The sequence below is a fragment of the Vulcanisaeta sp. genome (assembly GCF_049966235.1).
In the GTDB taxonomy this organism is placed as follows: Archaea; Thermoproteota; Thermoprotei; order Thermoproteales; family Thermocladiaceae; genus Vulcanisaeta; species Vulcanisaeta moutnovskia.
On record NZ_JBMFVA010000005.1, the window covers coordinates 57,490 to 72,083 of the forward strand.

Genomic DNA, 14,594 nt, shown 5'->3' on the forward strand with positions numbered 1-14,594 from the left:
GCTCGTGTAGAATAAAAATTAATAAGCGCTATAAAACTCTGTAAATCGATGAGCAAGATCATAGAGTCCGTACCTGGCATTGTATCTTATAGCACGGTTAGGGAGGTTAAGGGGCCATTAATTGTTATTGAGAAGACCAGGGGAGTTGCCTATAACGAGATTGGCGAGGTCATAGGCCCTGATGGAGAGCCTAGGATGGTTCAAGTCGTTGAGGTTGGTAGTGATTATGCAGTGGCTCAGGTACTTACGGGTACACTCGGTTTGCCTGCCAAGGGCAGTACTGTGAAGTTTTATGGAAGAACTCTCAGGATGCCTGTCACTGAGGACTTATTAGGTAGGGTTCTTGATGGTAAGGGACAACCAAGGGATGGATTACCACTGCCTCCAGCCGAGGAGTACCTAGACATAAATGGTGAACCGCTAAATCCATATGCAAGGGAATATCCTGAGGAACCAATAGAAACTGGCGTCAGTGTTATTGATGGTTTAAACACAATGGTTAGGGGTCAAAAGCTACCTATATTCAGTGGCACGGGATTACCGCATAACATGCTAGCTGCCCAGGTAGCTAGGCAGGCAACAGTTAGGGGACATGAGGAGGAGTTCGCAATAATCTTCGCTGCAATGGGCCTTAAGTCTGAGGAGGCTTTATTCTTCTTGAATGAGTTCAGGAGGACTGGTGCGTTGAGGAGACTTGTCATGGTCCTTAATCTAGCAAGTGATCCAATTGCCGAGAGAATACTAACACCAAGAACCGCATTAACAATTGCTGAGTACCTGGCGTGGTATAGGGATTATCACGTGCTAGTAATATTGACAGATATGACGAATTATGCGGAGGCCCTTAGGGAATTATCATCATCGAAGGGCGAATTACCTGGCAGACGTGGTTATCCAGGCTACATGTACACGGACTTCGCAACTATTTACGAGAGAACAGGCAGGGCTAAGGGTAAGAAGGGCAGTATTACGCAGTTCCCAATACTGACGATGCCTCACGACGATATAACGCACCCAATACCTGACTTGACGGGTTACATAACCGAGGGACAGCTAGTGCTGAGTAGGACCCTGTGGGGTAAGGGTATTTACCCGCCATTTGATGTTATTATGAGTTTATCAAGGCTTATGAAGGATGCGGTTGGTGAGGGTAAGACGAGGGATGACCATAAGTATGTAGCCAATCAATTAATTGCCGCCTACTCGAGGTCATTAGATGTTAGGAACCTAGCGTTACTAGTTGGTGAGACCAACCTAAGTTGGCGTGAGAGGAGGTATCTCAGGTTTGCTGAGCAGTTTGAGCGTAGGTTCATTAACCAGGGTTATTATGAGAGGAGGACCTTTGAGCAGACTCTTGATATTGCTTGGGATGTTATTAGTGTATTACCTGAGGATGAACTCACGAATGTACCACCAGATATATCTAAGAGGTATTATAGGCGCTCGATTTTTGAGTCCATAAAGGACGTAGGAGCGTAAAATTAGTACTTTGTAAATAATGTTAATATCCTCGATTGTAAATATTTACAGAATTCACGGTAGAGAATCTTAATAAATCCTGTAATTATCTAGTTCTCTATGCCAAAGACCAAAGCAAAGGAAAAAATGGTACTGATAAGCGTGCACATACCGAAGCAAATGCTTGAGGAGTTGGATGAATTCGTAAAGCAAGGCGTATTCCCAAGCAGGAGTGAGGCAATCAGAATTGCAATAAGGGACCTGCTGTATAGGGAGAATTCAAGGAGTAAGACGCAGAACGTTGAAGACCTGATATTATTACCAGGTAGGTAATGATAACCATGGTTCCAGTAAAATCATTAGAAATATTAAAATGTGACGATCAATTACTTCTTTTAAAATAATTTTATATAAATATATATAACATATATAATTAATCGAACTAAGCAATAATGTTATTTATTAGCGCCTTATAATTAACTATGATGAGAAAGATCGTCGTCGGTATAACTGGGGCAAGTGGTGTGATTTATGGCGTAAGGTTTCTAGAGACAGTCAGGAAATACTCAACCAATACTGAGATTCACCTTGTTATGAGCAATACCGCAATTAACATCATAAAGCATGAGGTCGGTCTTGATGGGGAGTCCTTATCAAGACTTGCTGATAGGGTTTATGGTGAGGATGAGTTAGGCGCGCCAATAGCCAGTGGTTCCTTTAAGCATGATGGCATGGTGATTATACCGTGCTCAATGAAGACCTTGGCATCCATAGCTCATGGAATAACCGACAATCTAATCTCAAGGGCAGCCGATGTAACGCTAAAGGAGAGGAGGAAGTTAATATTAGTCATTAGGGAGACGCCACTTAATCTAGTGCATATTAAGAACATGGAATTAGTTACTCTAGCAGGTGCCATAGTAATGCCCGCAGCTCCAGCATTCTATAATAAGCCGAGGACCATTGATGATATGGTGAATTTCATAGTTGGTAGGGTTCTCGATCTATTGGGTATTGAGAATGAGCTTTATAGGAGATGGGGCGGTTATTCTGAGGAGTAGCATAGTAATTTAAGAGTGTGTTTGTTAAAACGATGTCAATAGAGTTATGGATGTGCCAATGTGTACGAAATGCGGCAGGAGACCAGCGAATTATTATAGAGTATCTAGTGGTGAGAAATTATGCTTTAATTGCCTGTTTAGATCCATTGAGGATACTGTGATCAAGACAATTAGGAGGTATCGATTAATAAGTGAGGGCGACAAGATTGGTATTGCAATAAGTGGTGGTAAGGATAGCCTAACACTTATGTATCTGCTGGGTAAGTTTAGGAAGCAGGGTAAATTACCGAAGAATGTTGAGCTAATGGCATTCAGTATTAATGAGGGTCACCCATATAGTTGCTTTTATAGAATGGCTAGGAGTGATTATGTACAGAAATTAAGTGAGGAATATGATATACCATATAAGGTCTATACATTTAAGGAGTTGTTTGGTGTAACGGCTACTGATGTTGCCCATGGACTGTGGTCTAAGGGCATTAATGTGCATATGTGCACGATAGACGGCGTACTAAGGCGTAGGGCAATGAATATCATTGGTCACAAATTAGGCCTAACAAAAATCGCGACTGGACATAATCTAGATGATGAGGCACAAACCGTATTACTTAATGTACTTAGTAATGACCTAGATAGATTCGCTTGGTTTGGACCTAAGCCGGAGATAGATAGAGAGGGCTTCATACCCAGGATTAAACCACTCCGTTTCGTTAGGGAGGAGGAAATTGCAATATATGCGCATTACCATGGTATACCATTAATGGAGTTGGAGTGTCCATTCGTGTATAGTAATCCTAGGTATGAACTTAAGTTCACGCTAGCCCGCTGGGAAAGGGATAACCCAAACATCAAGTATTCCTTAGTGGCATTCGGTGACTCATTGGCTAAACTCATGAGTGATAAGGCGGTAAGAACACCATTGAGGAAATGCAAGTATTGCGGTCAACCAACGTCTGGTGACGTGTGCAGGGTTTGTGAATTAATGAGGAAAGCTGGTTTGATGGAGAAGTACTTAGCTCATTTTAAAACTTTGAAACTTATGGATACGCAGTCATCTTCATAGCTTCTATTTGTGGCTTCAACATTGCTCTTTAGGATTTGTGATAAAAAGCCGGTGTAATATTCAACCATTAATTCCTCAATTACGTGCTTATCACTCAGCTCGGAACAGGATCTTATGGTAATTACCCCATCTCTTTCCGTAAGTGTTATCTTGCCTAATCCCCTGAATTGCCCTATCTTGATAAGTTCACCTAGGTTACTATTACGTAGGAGTGATGCATCGTAAATCCCTAAATCCCTAATGATTCTCCTAAATTCAGGGCTTGGTAATAAGTTCTTGATCTTACCAAGTTCAATTGCCAGGACCTGGTTATCCCTAAATGTTGGTAGTATCATTGATGGTACCATGAATGCCTCTTTTTCAACAATTCTATACCTGACCCACTCAACGAAGGAGAACTTTTTCAATTCCTTCTCTAAGTCATTTAGTGAGGTATCCATATTCGTGAGATCAAGAACAAAATGGAGAAGTAGTTGGGTCCTATTTACGGATATATTTAGTATGTTTATACCGTGATCTGCAAAGACGTTGGACAATGCTGCAAGTATGCCTGGTTTATCTGCCGTAAACTTAACCAGGAATTCACCAAGTACTTTATCCTTGCCTTCAAATGCCATTGCAAAGTCTCTATACAATGCCTCCACAAGCAACCCCAAAAAGTCATGGCTTAAAAACTTATTTGCTATGTAATTCGTGGAGGAATTTCAACAGGGATTCACGTATTATTGCGCAACATGAATGAGTTATCTTTTAAAGGTGCTCTTATGCTGTGTATTGGGACCTTTATTGGTATGGAGTTCAAACCAAGACTTCAGGAGAAGAGATGGGATATTTCAAAGGAAATAGACTTAATTAAGGAGTGGGAGGAGGAGGGGTTGTTTAACATTAAGATCGATGAGAAGAAACCAACCTTAGTAATCGATACGCCACCGCCATACCCATCAGGAAGGCCCCACATTGGTGGTATAGCTCATTACGCCCAAATAGACATGATAGCCAGGTTCTTCAGGATGAGGGGTTACAACGTAATATTCCCATTCTACGCTGACAGGAATGGGTTACCTGTAGAGGTTCAGGTGGAGAGGACCTATGGCATAAATATGTACGAGGTTCCAAGGGAGAGGTTCCTTGAATTATGTAAGAGGTTCCTTGATGAGTATGAGGGTGAGTTCGTAACGATATTTAGACGTTGGGGTGGATCATTTAACTACTGGAGAAACGGAACGGATAGTGAGGAGTATAGGAGGGTTACTCAGGAGACATTCATTAACCTGTGGAATAAGGGTTTGATTTACGAGACGAGTAGACCAACTCTTTGGTGTCCAAGGTGTAGGACAGCATTAGCCGAGGCTGAGGTTGAGTATAAGGATGAAGATACGTATCTAAATTACGTAAAGTTTAGAGTAAGGGAAACTAGTGAGGACATAATAATAGCCACCACGAGACCTGAGTTATTGCCTGCCACGGTAGCTGTGGCCTTCAACCCAAGTGATGATAGGTATAAGAGATTGGAGGGCCTTCATGCGATAGTTCCACCGTTAAATCAAGAGGTTCCCATAGTGTCACACCCATCTGTAAAACCTGACTTTGGTACTGGTCTTGAGATGATAAGTACGTTTGGCGATACCAGGGATTTAATGGTTGTTAATGAGTTGAAATTGCCCATGAAGATTGTGGTTAATCCTGATGGTACATTGAATGAGTTGGCTGGTAAGTATAAGGGATTGAATGTTAGGGATGCAAGGGAGATAATAATTAAGGATTTACAAGCAGTGGGTTTATTGGTCAAGAGGGAGCCGCTTAGGCATACAGTGCCTATTTGCTGGAGGTGTAAGACACCGATAGAGATAATAGTGACTAAGGAGTACTTCCTGAAGCAACTTCCGTTTAAGGATGAATTAATTAAGCTCGTGAAGAATGAAATGGTGATTAAACCACCAGAATACGCACAAACACTCATTGACTGGATAAAGTCATTAGAATTCGATTGGCCAATATCAAGGCGTAGGTATTATGGCACTGAAATACCAATTTGGTACTGCATAGACGAAGAGGGGAATGCAAAGCCTATTGTTCCCAAGCCAGGTAAGTACTATAGACCGTGGAGGGATGAACCACCACCGGAGGTTAAGGAGCAATGTCCAAGTGGTAAGTTAGTTGGCGAGGATAGGGTGCTGGACACATGGTTTGATTCGTCAATATCCTGGATATATGCAACGGGCTATACAAAGCCTGAAATCAGAGCCTTTGAGAAGGTTTATCCGCACAGTATACTTAGGCCTCAGGGCTACGACATAATTAGGACCTGGCTTTACTACTCGGTGGTTAGGGCATACCTACTCTACGGCAAACCGCCCTTTAAGTACGTTAGGATAAGCGGCATGGGACTTGATGAGAGAGGTGAGGCAATGCATAAGTCCAAGGGTAATATAATAGACCCAATACCACCCGTGGAAAAATACGGTGCAGACGCAACTAGGTTCTGGGCCGCGGCATCAGCTAAGTTGGGTAGTGATTATAGGTATAGTGAGCAATTGATTAGGACTGGTCACGACTTCGCGATCAAGCTTTGGAACATTGCGAGGTTCGTGTCATCATTTCCAGAGGTTAATGATGACTATGAATTAACATCGTTAGATTTGATGATACTGGCTAAATTGAATGATGTTATTAAGACCTCCTTAAATGCGTATAGTGAGTTTGATGTTTATGTACCGGCGAATATATTGTATGACTTTATGTGGCATGTCTTTGCTGATCATTACCTTGAGGCTGTTAAGTCGAGGGCCTATAATAGGGATGGGTTATTCACGGAGAAGCAACAGAGGGGTGCTTGGTATACACTATATAGGGTATTAAAGACTGTGCTTAAATTATTGGCGCCCATAATGCCCTTCGTGACTGATCAAATATGGAGAAGTCTATATGGCAGATCAATACATAGGCAATTAATTGATGATCCGGATCCAAGGTTTGATAATGAGGAATACCTAAAAATGCTTGAGCCGTTCATGGAGTTCAACAGGGCAATATGGACATATAAGAATAAGGCTGGTTTAAGCTTGAATGAATCTATAAACGGGATAGTATATGCACCGGAAGTACTCAAGTCGCTGGAGTTTGAGTTAAAGGTTATGCATAAAATTAGGGAGATTAGGTTCGGAAAACCTGAAGGAAATTATGAGGTATTGAATGATTCATTGCCTGTATATCTTATTAAGTAAGTTACGATCATTAAACAGTAATATCGCCCCAATAACCACTAGTACCATTGATATAATGCCTATGGCCAATAATGTCTCCGTAAAGTTATAATATTGAAGTAAAAAGCCTATTACATAAGGCGATACTGATCCGCCTAATTGGCTCATGAAATTAAGGAATCCACTTGTTGCGCCGATATTTGTTGTGAATTTCGAGATGGCAATCGATGGCGCTGCGTAAAAACCATAGAAGAAGCCTAGAAGGAGCATTAATAGCATTAATAGGTATATAACTGATGATCTAGGTATTATGGAAACAATGATTGCCAACGACAATGAGGATAAAATACTTGGCCATGTATAACCAGCCCTATCGCCTAAGTACCCACCGATTATGGCCCCGGCTGAACCCATTATTGAGGCTAGGAATGCATAGAGTCCGCTTAATGATGGGCTAACATTGAGTACATGCACAACGTAGTAAGTTGACCAACTTAGGAAACCTAGATAGGAGAAGCCTGAGGATAATCTAATAAAACCCATGCCAAGGATACCCATGTTCTCAGGACCTATAGTGATAGTGCTATTAATTCTCCTATTTCCTGGGACCTTAACTAATGGTATTATTGATAAGGCAACAAGCGTTGAAAACGCAATGAAAGGTATATACTTATTTATCGAGAATAATAATGGTGACAGTATTATTGATATTGATGATGCTAAAAAGAACATGCTTTGATAAATCCCGGCCCCAAGTCCACCCCTACCATAATTCGACAGTACTATGCTTATTAGGGCCACGTAAGTTATTGCTAATAACGATCCCATTACAAACTGAACAAGTAATAACAAGTAATATTGAGTAATAATAATTGGGTAAAGGGCATTTAGTACAGCAATAAGTATTAATACATAGAGTACCACATTATACCCATACCTATCGACCATTAACCCACCAATTATTTGAAAAATGGTATAGCCTATCCAGAGGAATGAGATTAATAGACCTCCCATTACCGTATTGATGCCATTTCTTCCAACCATGTACGGTAGCAATGATGGTATGGAGAATCTAACGAGTACAACCGAGAAGAAGGCTAGGGAGGCCGTTAATACAATTACAAGTCCTCTTTTCATTTTCAAGGTCCGTCCTTAGAAGGGTTAATAAATACTTAATTCTACCGCGTCATTACTATGGCAGAGGTATACCTGGTCTATAGGGTTACTCCAAGTAAATCAGATGTTAATTACGAGGAGTTGAAAAATGAAATAAAGAAAGCCCTTGAACCTAAGTATAGGGTTGATAAGGTTGATGAGGAGGACATAGGCTTTGGGATAAAGGCTATTAGGGTCTACATAAGGATGCCCGAGGAGTCAGAAGAGCACTCAAGTGATGAGGTTGAGAACATATTAAGTGGGATAGAAGGAATTGGAAGCATCGAACTTGAGTATTTCACGAGACTTGGTTTCTAATTTTGCCTAAAAATAAATGATAAGCGAAAATTAATAACGCAATAAGTTTTTTAATTCTACGGAGAAATAAAGTGGTGAGAATATGATAGAGGGTGGCCATGCTGATGAATGGATTGAATTGGTAGTTAAGGAGGCGAAGCAAAGGGATGCCCAGAGGCCCATTGTTAGGGTTGACCCTGAGGTTATGAGGAATTACGGTATTGAGCCAGGAATGATATTACTCATTGAGGGTAAGAGGAGGACTGCGGCCAAGGTTTGGTACGGACTTCCCGAAGATGAGGGTAAGGGTATCATTAGGATGAATGCCATTATTAGAAAGAACACCAATGTGGAGATTGACCAGAAGGTCAGGGTTAAGAAGGTTGATGCAAAGAAGGCCAGCATTGTTAAGTTAGCGCCCGTTAACATGACGATTAGTGTTGATCAGAACTTCGTTCAATATACTAAGCAGAAGCTTAGGGACTATGTACTGATGGAGGGAGATCTTGTGCAGATCCAGGTTCTTGGTCAACCACTAACATTCCAGGTAGTGCAGGCTAAACCCAATGATGCCCCTGTCCTTATTGATGAGGACACTAACCTAATGATTTACGAAAAACCTGTTGAGAATATAAATATACCAAGGATTACTTGGGAGGATATTGGCGATTTAAAGGAGGCCAAGGAGAAGATTAGAGAGCTTGTGGAGTTACCACTTAAACACCCTGAAATATTTGAGTACCTTGGTATTGAGCCTCCTAAGGGCGTTCTTCTCATAGGACCTCCTGGTACTGGCAAAACCTTACTAGCAAAGGCTGTTGCCACTGAGACTAATGCATATTTCATAGCCATTAATGGTCCTGAGATTGTTTCGAAGTATTATGGTGAGTCTGAGGCTAAGTTGAGGGAGATTTTTGAGGAGGCTAAGAAGAATGCTCCTGCTATTATCTTTATTGATGAGATTGATGCCATAGCACCAAAGAGGGAGGAGGTCACGGGCGAGGTCGAGAAAAGAATAGTGGCGCAATTATTGACTCTAATGGATGGTTTGCAGGAGAGAGGTCAGGTAATCGTAATAGGAGCAACCAATAGGCCGGAGGCCGTAGACCCAGCACTAAGAAGACCAGGAAGATTCGACAGGGAAATTTGGATTAATCCGCCAGATACCGAGGGTAGGTACGAAATACTCCAGGTGCATACAAGGAATATGCCCCTTGCTAAGGATGTTGATTTAAGGAAGCTTGCTGAAGTAACCTATGGATATACAGGCGCTGATATTGCTGCATTGGCTAGGGAGGCTGCAATGAGGGCTTTAAGAAAGGCTCTTCAATCGGGTATTTTAGATGTTAATAAGGAGGATGAGGAGATTAGGAAGGATCTTGAGAAGATTAAGGTATCGATGAATGATTTCCTTGAGGCAATGAGGGAGATAGTGCCTAGCGCGCTTAGGGAGATCCACATTGAGATTCCAAAGGTTAGGTGGAGTGACATTGGTGGCCTTGAGGAGGTTAAGCAGGAGCTTAAGGAGGCCATTGAATGGCCATTGAAGTACCCTGAGAGGTTTAGGAAGATGGGAATTAGACCGCCTAAGGGTATTTTGTTGTTTGGTCCTCCTGGTACTGGTAAGACTTTGTTGGCTAAGGCTGTGGCTACGGAGTCGAATGCGAATTTTATTGCTGTTAGGGGTCCAGAAATACTGAGTAAGTGGTTTGGGGAGAGTGAGAGGGCAATCAGGGAAATATTCAAGAAAGCAAGAATGGCAGCACCATGCGTAATATTCTTCGACGAAATAGACGCAATAGCACCAGCAAGAGGTTATGCAGAGGATTCACCTGCAATGGACAGAATCGTGGCTCAATTACTGGCTGAAATGGATGGTGTTTCGAGGCTTGATAACGTGGTTGTAATAGCAGCAACAAATAGACCTGACATTGTTGACCCAGCGCTGCTAAGGCCAGGACGATTTGATAGGATAATCTATGTACCACCACCTGACTTAAGGGCTAGATTCGAAATACTTAAGATACATACCAAGAATATGCCGTTGGCAAGGGACGTAGACCTAGAGGAATTGGCTAAAATGACAGAGGGGTATACGGGTGCGGATATTGAAATACTCACTAGGGAAGCCGGTTTATTAGCCATGAGGGAGATTAATGGTGCTGGGGAAGTCTCTATGAAGCATTTCATTGATGCAATGAAGAAGATTAAACCATCAATAACACCTGAAATGATTAAGTTCTATGAGGCTTGGTACGAGAGAATGAAACAGACATTGTCACGTGAGAGACAAAGGGCTCCGACACTTTACGTATAGAATAAAAATTAAAACTATGTTTTAGTAATTACCGTGACTTAGTAATTATGAGAAGGCCAGTACCTATCGAGGCATTGATTATGGATTTAATAAGGGAGAAGAATGACATATGGTTTAATGACTTAATACAAGCCTTAAGAGCTTGGTATCCTGATATTACGGAGAAGGAGGTTTTAATGGCACTCATGAAGCTTGAGCTCAGTAGGTTAATAATTACTCAGAAGATTGTTAGGAAGGATGGTGTGACATACCATATAAGGGTAGTTAAGGATTAGTAAAAACTAGGGAAAAGAGATAAAGGGGTCTTTCACCATTTAACTTGGGTTACCTAAATGGGCGTTACTGAACTTGGTAAGTTGATACCTGATAGTATTAGAAAGGCTGTAGATTTCATGCAATTATCAAATAGAATTATTGCGATGGATGCTTATAATGCTCTCTATCAATTCCTCGCATCAATTAGGCAACCCGATGGTACACCCCTCATGGATACTAAGGGAAGAATTACAAGTCACCTAAGTGGTCTCCTATACCGAACGATAAACTTCCTTGAGAATAGAATCTGGCCTGTATATGTATTTGATGGAAAACCACCCGAGGAGAAGACTCTTGAAATTGTAAGAAGGAGAAGAGTTAGAGAAGAGGCTATGGATAAGTGGGTTAAATTGCTTGAGGAAGGTAAGAGAGAGGAGGCAAGAAAATACGCACAAAGGGCCTTATTTCTTACTGATGATATGGTTGAAGACGCGAAGAAACTCCTGGTATTAATGGGAATACCCGTGGTTCAGGCTATGGCTGATGGTGAGGCCCAGGCAGCGGTTATAGCTAAGGAAGGTAAGGCATGGGCCGCTGGTAGTCAGGATTATGATTCATTACTATTTGGAGCACCCAGGCTAGTTAGGAACCTTGCCATAACTGGGCGTAGGAAGTTACCAAATAAGGATGAGTATGTGGAGATCAGGCCTGAAATAATTGAATTGAATGAGACACTTAGGGCATTGAAGCTTAAGGATAGAATACAACTAATAGATTTAGCTGTTCTACTGGGTACAGACCTAAATCCAGATGGTGTGCCTGGTATCGGACCGCAAAGAGCCCTTAAGCTAATTCAGGAGTTTGGGAGTCTTGAGAAGTTACTTCAGGGACCACTAAAGAATGCGCAATTCCCAATGGATCCACTAAAGATACGTGACTATTTTCTAAATCCACCATATAACCCAAACTATGCCATAGAATTTAGGCAATCGGACGAGAGAGGAATAATTGAGTTCTTAGTGCATGAACATGACTTCAATGAGGAGAGGGTTAGGAATGCGATAGAAAGGCTTAGGAAGGCTATGGGTAAAAGGAGGGAATCAACCCTGGATTCATTCTTTGGTTAGGATCATTGACCGGGTTAAACTTAAAATAATGAGGTCCTTAACCATGCTGGGTTACTTGCATGAAGTTAATATTATCAATAATTGGCTGGGCGATCAGTTGGGTATCAGGTATAATTTCATCTGCAATTCAGTTACTTTATTCAATAATCCAATACATACTGACAAGGCCTGAGGTTAATATACCATTCCTATGGCCAATAATTAATTTCCTAAACCACGTACCCATAATAAACATCATAGTACACCTAATACTCTGGAGACCAATATTCGACCTACTCTTCGCACCTGGATTAGTCTCGGTTCTGATAGCTATAATTTATATAATATGGTTCGAGAGAAAGTTAACGGCCAAGGTTCAATGGAGGATTGGGCCGCTCGAGGTTTCAAGGCCCATAGGTGGTTTTCTCCAGCCCTTCGCTGACTTATTCAGGTATATGTTCCAGGAATTTGTGGTACCAATGCATGCAGACAAGAATTACTTTATCCATGCGCCAGCAATTGTATTCATGCTATCCACATTACCTGTGTTTTTTATACCAATTGGACCTATTCAATCTAATGGAGTCGTTAATGGAATTTATGGCATATACACAGGCTATGATGTGCTAATAGCCATAGCCCTAATAACACTATTCAATATAGGGATAATACTAATTGGTTGGGCTAGTAATGATAGGTTCACGTACATAGGCACCGTAAGGGAGGCATTACTGTACACTGGTTATGAGGTGGTCCTAATACTATCAGTGGTGGCAATTCTTCTAGTATATGGAACGGCAGATCCATTCAAGATTGTTAATTGGCAAGTAACACACTTGCCAGGCATAATAGCAAACCCACTGGCTTTCCTTGCCTTCCTAATAGCCACACTCATGGCAACATCAAGATTCCCCTTCGAAATACCTGAAGCCGATACCGAGATAGTACTGGGTCCATACACAGAGTATAGTGGTATTGTGTATGGCTTGGTGATGACAATGAGCTATGAAAAACTATATGTACTAAGCCTACTAATGGTCATATTGTTCCTAGATGGTTGGGCGGGACCATACATACCGCCTCTTGGAGCTTTATCATATGCAATATGGTTTGGTATAAAAACATACATTGTAATGATGATAATGGTATTCACGAGATCCGTATACGGCAGGTATAGACCCGATCAAGCCGTAAAGATGAGCTGGACATCACTACTTGGATTAGTAATAGTGGCGCTCCTTCTTTCCCTGGTAATTAAGATTTTCTAATTATTTTAAATTTAAATAATATTTAACAATAAATAAAAATATTAAAACTAATTAAGGTATATCTCATTAATTATTAATAAATATTTTCATTAACCGCTTGAATCATTAATAATTAGGCTAACCACTAAATTAATAAGGAGGCTTTCCAGGGTTCAAGACAATGGTCATTTGCCCCGTATGCGGTAAGGAATATGCAAATTCAAGTTCGTTATTGAAGCATGTTAAGTTGAAGAGTAGATATGACCCAATGCATATGGCATTTTGGCTTGAGTTCCAGAAATATATGAGCACACCAAAGGAGGATTGGGCAATGTTAACAAAGACAGACCTATTCAGGGAGTTCCTACGTGAGAAGGGACTGCTTTAAAACTATTAATCAGCACTACATCATTAACTTAACTAATAACCTAATTAATAACATAGTATTACTAATTCCGTGGCCAGGAGAAGAGTTAGGGAATTAACTCAGGAAACCCTTTATTATCAATTAAACTGGCCAATTAAGTTAAGAGAATTATCAATAAAACTTCAGGATAGATCATACAAAATAGCCCGAGAAGCAATTAGGCTCTACACCAATGGATTATTAAGCAAAGATGCACTTATGGAGATAGTAAGATTGAGTGGGATTCCTCTAAATAAGTATGTAAGTCCAAAGAAATATCTGATTTATGAGAATAATGAAGAGACTGTAGAGGACAATGAGGATGTTATATTTAATGATTTTGAGGAGGTTAATGATAATATTAAGGAGGTTAAGGAGGAATACATTGGCCAGGGAGTAATTAGGAGGTTGATGGATTATGATCGATGAGTTAATACGTAAGTATGGGAAGTACATGGGAGGAATAAATTATGAGAAAGTGCTTAATGATTTAATGGGTGAGGAGGATATACTTAGGGAGATGGAGAGGAGACTAATAGGCATAGAGACAGGGCCTCAAATAGACCATAGGAAGATGAGGGATTTAGAAAGAAGACGATTAATCCTTAAGTACGTAGAATTGAAGAACCAGGAATTGAGGGCGCTTGAGTTGATTAAGGAATTAAAACTAAGAGGATACACAAAGACCGAAATAACAAAGGCAGTGAAAAAACTAAGAAAAATAAGGAGGCAAATGCGTCAAATTAGGCAGGAACTAAAATCAATAAGTGAAAATGTACAGCCATAACAAAAGGCTTAAAAATCGACGTGTTTCTAATGATTACGAGCCCCGGTAGTATAGCCCGGTCAAGTATGCGGGCCTCTCGAGCTTAGGCGAAGAAAGCCCGTGACCCGGGTTCAAATCCCGGCCGGGGCACCAGTTTGCGTTCAATCTTATGACTGTGAGAATAATGTCGCCTTACTCTTTTGCAGTTATTATTTCCTAAACTTTAATTTATTTATGCTTAGTGAGTATAGTGATATTTT

15 protein-coding genes and 1 tRNA gene are annotated in these 14,594 nt (G+C 40.9%); 14 read left to right on the forward strand and 2 right to left on the reverse strand.

Features of this window, described 5'->3' with window-relative positions:
* Nucleotides 1–48 precede the first annotated feature (48 nt).
* From ACP5L5_RS04945 to ACP5L5_RS04960, 4 genes are all read left to right on the forward strand, one after another.
* Complete coding sequence (locus ACP5L5_RS04945; RefSeq protein ID WP_013604303.1) at nucleotides 49–1,479, forward strand: V-type ATP synthase subunit B; 1,431 nt, start codon at nucleotides 49–51, stop codon at nucleotides 1,477–1,479.
* Nucleotides 1,480–1,578: 99 nt separating this feature from the next.
* The gene (locus ACP5L5_RS04950; protein WP_048056874.1) at nucleotides 1,579–1,791 is read left to right on the forward strand and encodes a ribbon-helix-helix domain-containing protein; all 213 of its coding nucleotides are present in this window, start codon (nucleotides 1,579–1,581) and stop codon (nucleotides 1,789–1,791) included.
* A 152-nt stretch (nucleotides 1,792–1,943) separates the two neighbouring features.
* Nucleotides 1,944–2,519: a UbiX family flavin prenyltransferase gene (locus ACP5L5_RS04955; RefSeq protein ID WP_048056875.1), complete on the forward strand. Its 576-nt coding sequence runs from the start codon at nucleotides 1,944–1,946 to the stop codon at nucleotides 2,517–2,519.
* 46 nt (nucleotides 2,520–2,565) lie between these two features.
* Nucleotides 2,566–3,582: a TIGR00269 family protein gene (locus ACP5L5_RS04960; protein WP_428762072.1), complete on the forward strand. Its 1,017-nt coding sequence runs from the start codon at nucleotides 2,566–2,568 to the stop codon at nucleotides 3,580–3,582.
* Here the strand turns inward: ACP5L5_RS04960 and ACP5L5_RS04965 are convergent.
* Nucleotides 3,537–4,226 carry an ACT domain-containing protein gene (locus tag ACP5L5_RS04965; RefSeq protein ID WP_428762074.1) on the reverse strand — a complete coding sequence of 230 codons (690 nt, stop codon included), beginning with the start codon at nucleotides 4,224–4,226 and terminating at the stop codon, nucleotides 3,537–3,539. The two genes, ACP5L5_RS04960 and ACP5L5_RS04965, sit on opposite strands and share 46 nt — an antisense overlap.
* A 147-nt stretch (nucleotides 4,227–4,373) precedes the next feature.
* Here ACP5L5_RS04965 and ACP5L5_RS04970 point away from each other — a divergent pair, with 147 nt between their 5' ends.
* Nucleotides 4,374–6,806 (forward strand): valine--tRNA ligase, encoded by a 2,433-nt coding sequence (locus tag ACP5L5_RS04970; RefSeq protein ID WP_428762076.1) that lies wholly within the window; start codon nucleotides 4,374–4,376, stop codon nucleotides 6,804–6,806.
* Here ACP5L5_RS04970 and ACP5L5_RS04975 read toward each other — a convergent pair.
* Nucleotides 6,780–7,922, reverse strand: a complete 1,143-nt coding sequence (locus tag ACP5L5_RS04975; protein WP_428762077.1) for an MFS transporter — start codon at nucleotides 7,920–7,922, stop codon at nucleotides 6,780–6,782. The two genes, ACP5L5_RS04970 and ACP5L5_RS04975, sit on opposite strands and share 27 nt — an antisense overlap.
* Before the next feature lie 57 nt (nucleotides 7,923–7,979).
* On the opposite strand from ACP5L5_RS04975, the gene ACP5L5_RS04980 reads away from it, so the two are divergent.
* From ACP5L5_RS04980 to ACP5L5_RS05020, 9 genes are all read left to right on the forward strand, one after another.
* Nucleotides 7,980–8,258: an elongation factor 1-beta gene (locus ACP5L5_RS04980; RefSeq protein ID WP_428762079.1), complete on the forward strand. Its 279-nt coding sequence runs from the start codon at nucleotides 7,980–7,982 to the stop codon at nucleotides 8,256–8,258.
* A gap of 82 nt (nucleotides 8,259–8,340) precedes the next feature.
* A complete protein-coding gene (locus ACP5L5_RS04985; protein WP_013604310.1) occupies nucleotides 8,341–10,554 on the forward strand; it encodes a CDC48 family AAA ATPase in 2,214 nt (737 codons plus the stop codon).
* 47 nt (nucleotides 10,555–10,601) lie between these two features.
* On the forward strand, nucleotides 10,602–10,829 hold the full coding sequence (locus ACP5L5_RS04990; protein ID WP_013604311.1) for a hypothetical protein: 228 nt from the start codon (nucleotides 10,602–10,604) through the stop codon (nucleotides 10,827–10,829).
* Between the two features lie 57 nt (nucleotides 10,830–10,886).
* On the forward strand, nucleotides 10,887–11,936 hold the full coding sequence (gene fen / locus ACP5L5_RS04995) for a flap endonuclease-1 (RefSeq protein ID WP_428762081.1): 1,050 nt from the start codon (nucleotides 10,887–10,889) through the stop codon (nucleotides 11,934–11,936).
* 59 nt (nucleotides 11,937–11,995) lie between these two features.
* Nucleotides 11,996–13,183 (forward strand): NADH-quinone oxidoreductase subunit NuoH, encoded by a 1,188-nt coding sequence (nuoH, locus tag ACP5L5_RS05000; protein WP_273303323.1) that lies wholly within the window; start codon nucleotides 11,996–11,998, stop codon nucleotides 13,181–13,183.
* A 160-nt stretch (nucleotides 13,184–13,343) separates the two neighbouring features.
* Nucleotides 13,344–13,550 (forward strand): hypothetical protein, encoded by a 207-nt coding sequence (locus ACP5L5_RS05005; protein WP_013604314.1) that lies wholly within the window; start codon nucleotides 13,344–13,346, stop codon nucleotides 13,548–13,550.
* A 69-nt stretch (nucleotides 13,551–13,619) separates the two neighbouring features.
* Complete coding sequence (locus ACP5L5_RS05010; protein ID WP_428762083.1) at nucleotides 13,620–13,997, forward strand: hypothetical protein; 378 nt, start codon at nucleotides 13,620–13,622, stop codon at nucleotides 13,995–13,997.
* Nucleotides 13,987–14,355, forward strand: a complete 369-nt coding sequence (locus ACP5L5_RS05015; protein WP_273303328.1) for a hypothetical protein — start codon at nucleotides 13,987–13,989, stop codon at nucleotides 14,353–14,355. The genes ACP5L5_RS05010 and ACP5L5_RS05015 overlap by 11 nt, the downstream gene beginning before the upstream one ends.
* A gap of 39 nt (nucleotides 14,356–14,394) precedes the next feature.
* Nucleotides 14,395–14,487 (forward strand) — tRNA-Glu (locus ACP5L5_RS05020).
* The last annotated feature ends 107 nt before the right edge of the window (nucleotides 14,488–14,594 follow it).

Coding starts and splice junctions, on each gene's coding strand:
- ACP5L5_RS04960 (WP_428762072.1), top strand. CDS start 2,566: ATGGATGTGCCAATGTGTACGAAATGCGGCAGGAGACCAGCGAATTAT.
- fen (WP_428762081.1), top strand. CDS start 10,887: ATGGGCGTTACTGAACTTGGTAAGTTGATACCTGATAGTATTAGAAAG.
- ACP5L5_RS04990 (WP_013604311.1), top strand. CDS start 10,602: ATGAGAAGGCCAGTACCTATCGAGGCATTGATTATGGATTTAATAAGG.
- ACP5L5_RS04985 (WP_013604310.1), top strand. CDS start 8,341: ATGATAGAGGGTGGCCATGCTGATGAATGGATTGAATTGGTAGTTAAG.
- ACP5L5_RS05005 (WP_013604314.1), top strand. CDS start 13,344: ATGGTCATTTGCCCCGTATGCGGTAAGGAATATGCAAATTCAAGTTCG.
- ACP5L5_RS04955 (WP_048056875.1), top strand. CDS start 1,944: ATGAGAAAGATCGTCGTCGGTATAACTGGGGCAAGTGGTGTGATTTAT.
- nuoH (WP_273303323.1), top strand. CDS start 11,996: ATGAAGTTAATATTATCAATAATTGGCTGGGCGATCAGTTGGGTATCA.
- ACP5L5_RS04970 (WP_428762076.1), top strand. CDS start 4,374: ATGGAGTTCAAACCAAGACTTCAGGAGAAGAGATGGGATATTTCAAAG.
- ACP5L5_RS04975 (WP_428762077.1), bottom strand. CDS start 7,922: ATGAAAAGAGGACTTGTAATTGTATTAACGGCCTCCCTAGCCTTCTTC.
- ACP5L5_RS05015 (WP_273303328.1), top strand. CDS start 13,987: ATGATCGATGAGTTAATACGTAAGTATGGGAAGTACATGGGAGGAATA.
- ACP5L5_RS04945 (WP_013604303.1), top strand. CDS start 49: ATGAGCAAGATCATAGAGTCCGTACCTGGCATTGTATCTTATAGCACG.
- ACP5L5_RS04980 (WP_428762079.1), top strand. CDS start 7,980: ATGGCAGAGGTATACCTGGTCTATAGGGTTACTCCAAGTAAATCAGAT.
- ACP5L5_RS04950 (WP_048056874.1), top strand. CDS start 1,579: ATGCCAAAGACCAAAGCAAAGGAAAAAATGGTACTGATAAGCGTGCAC.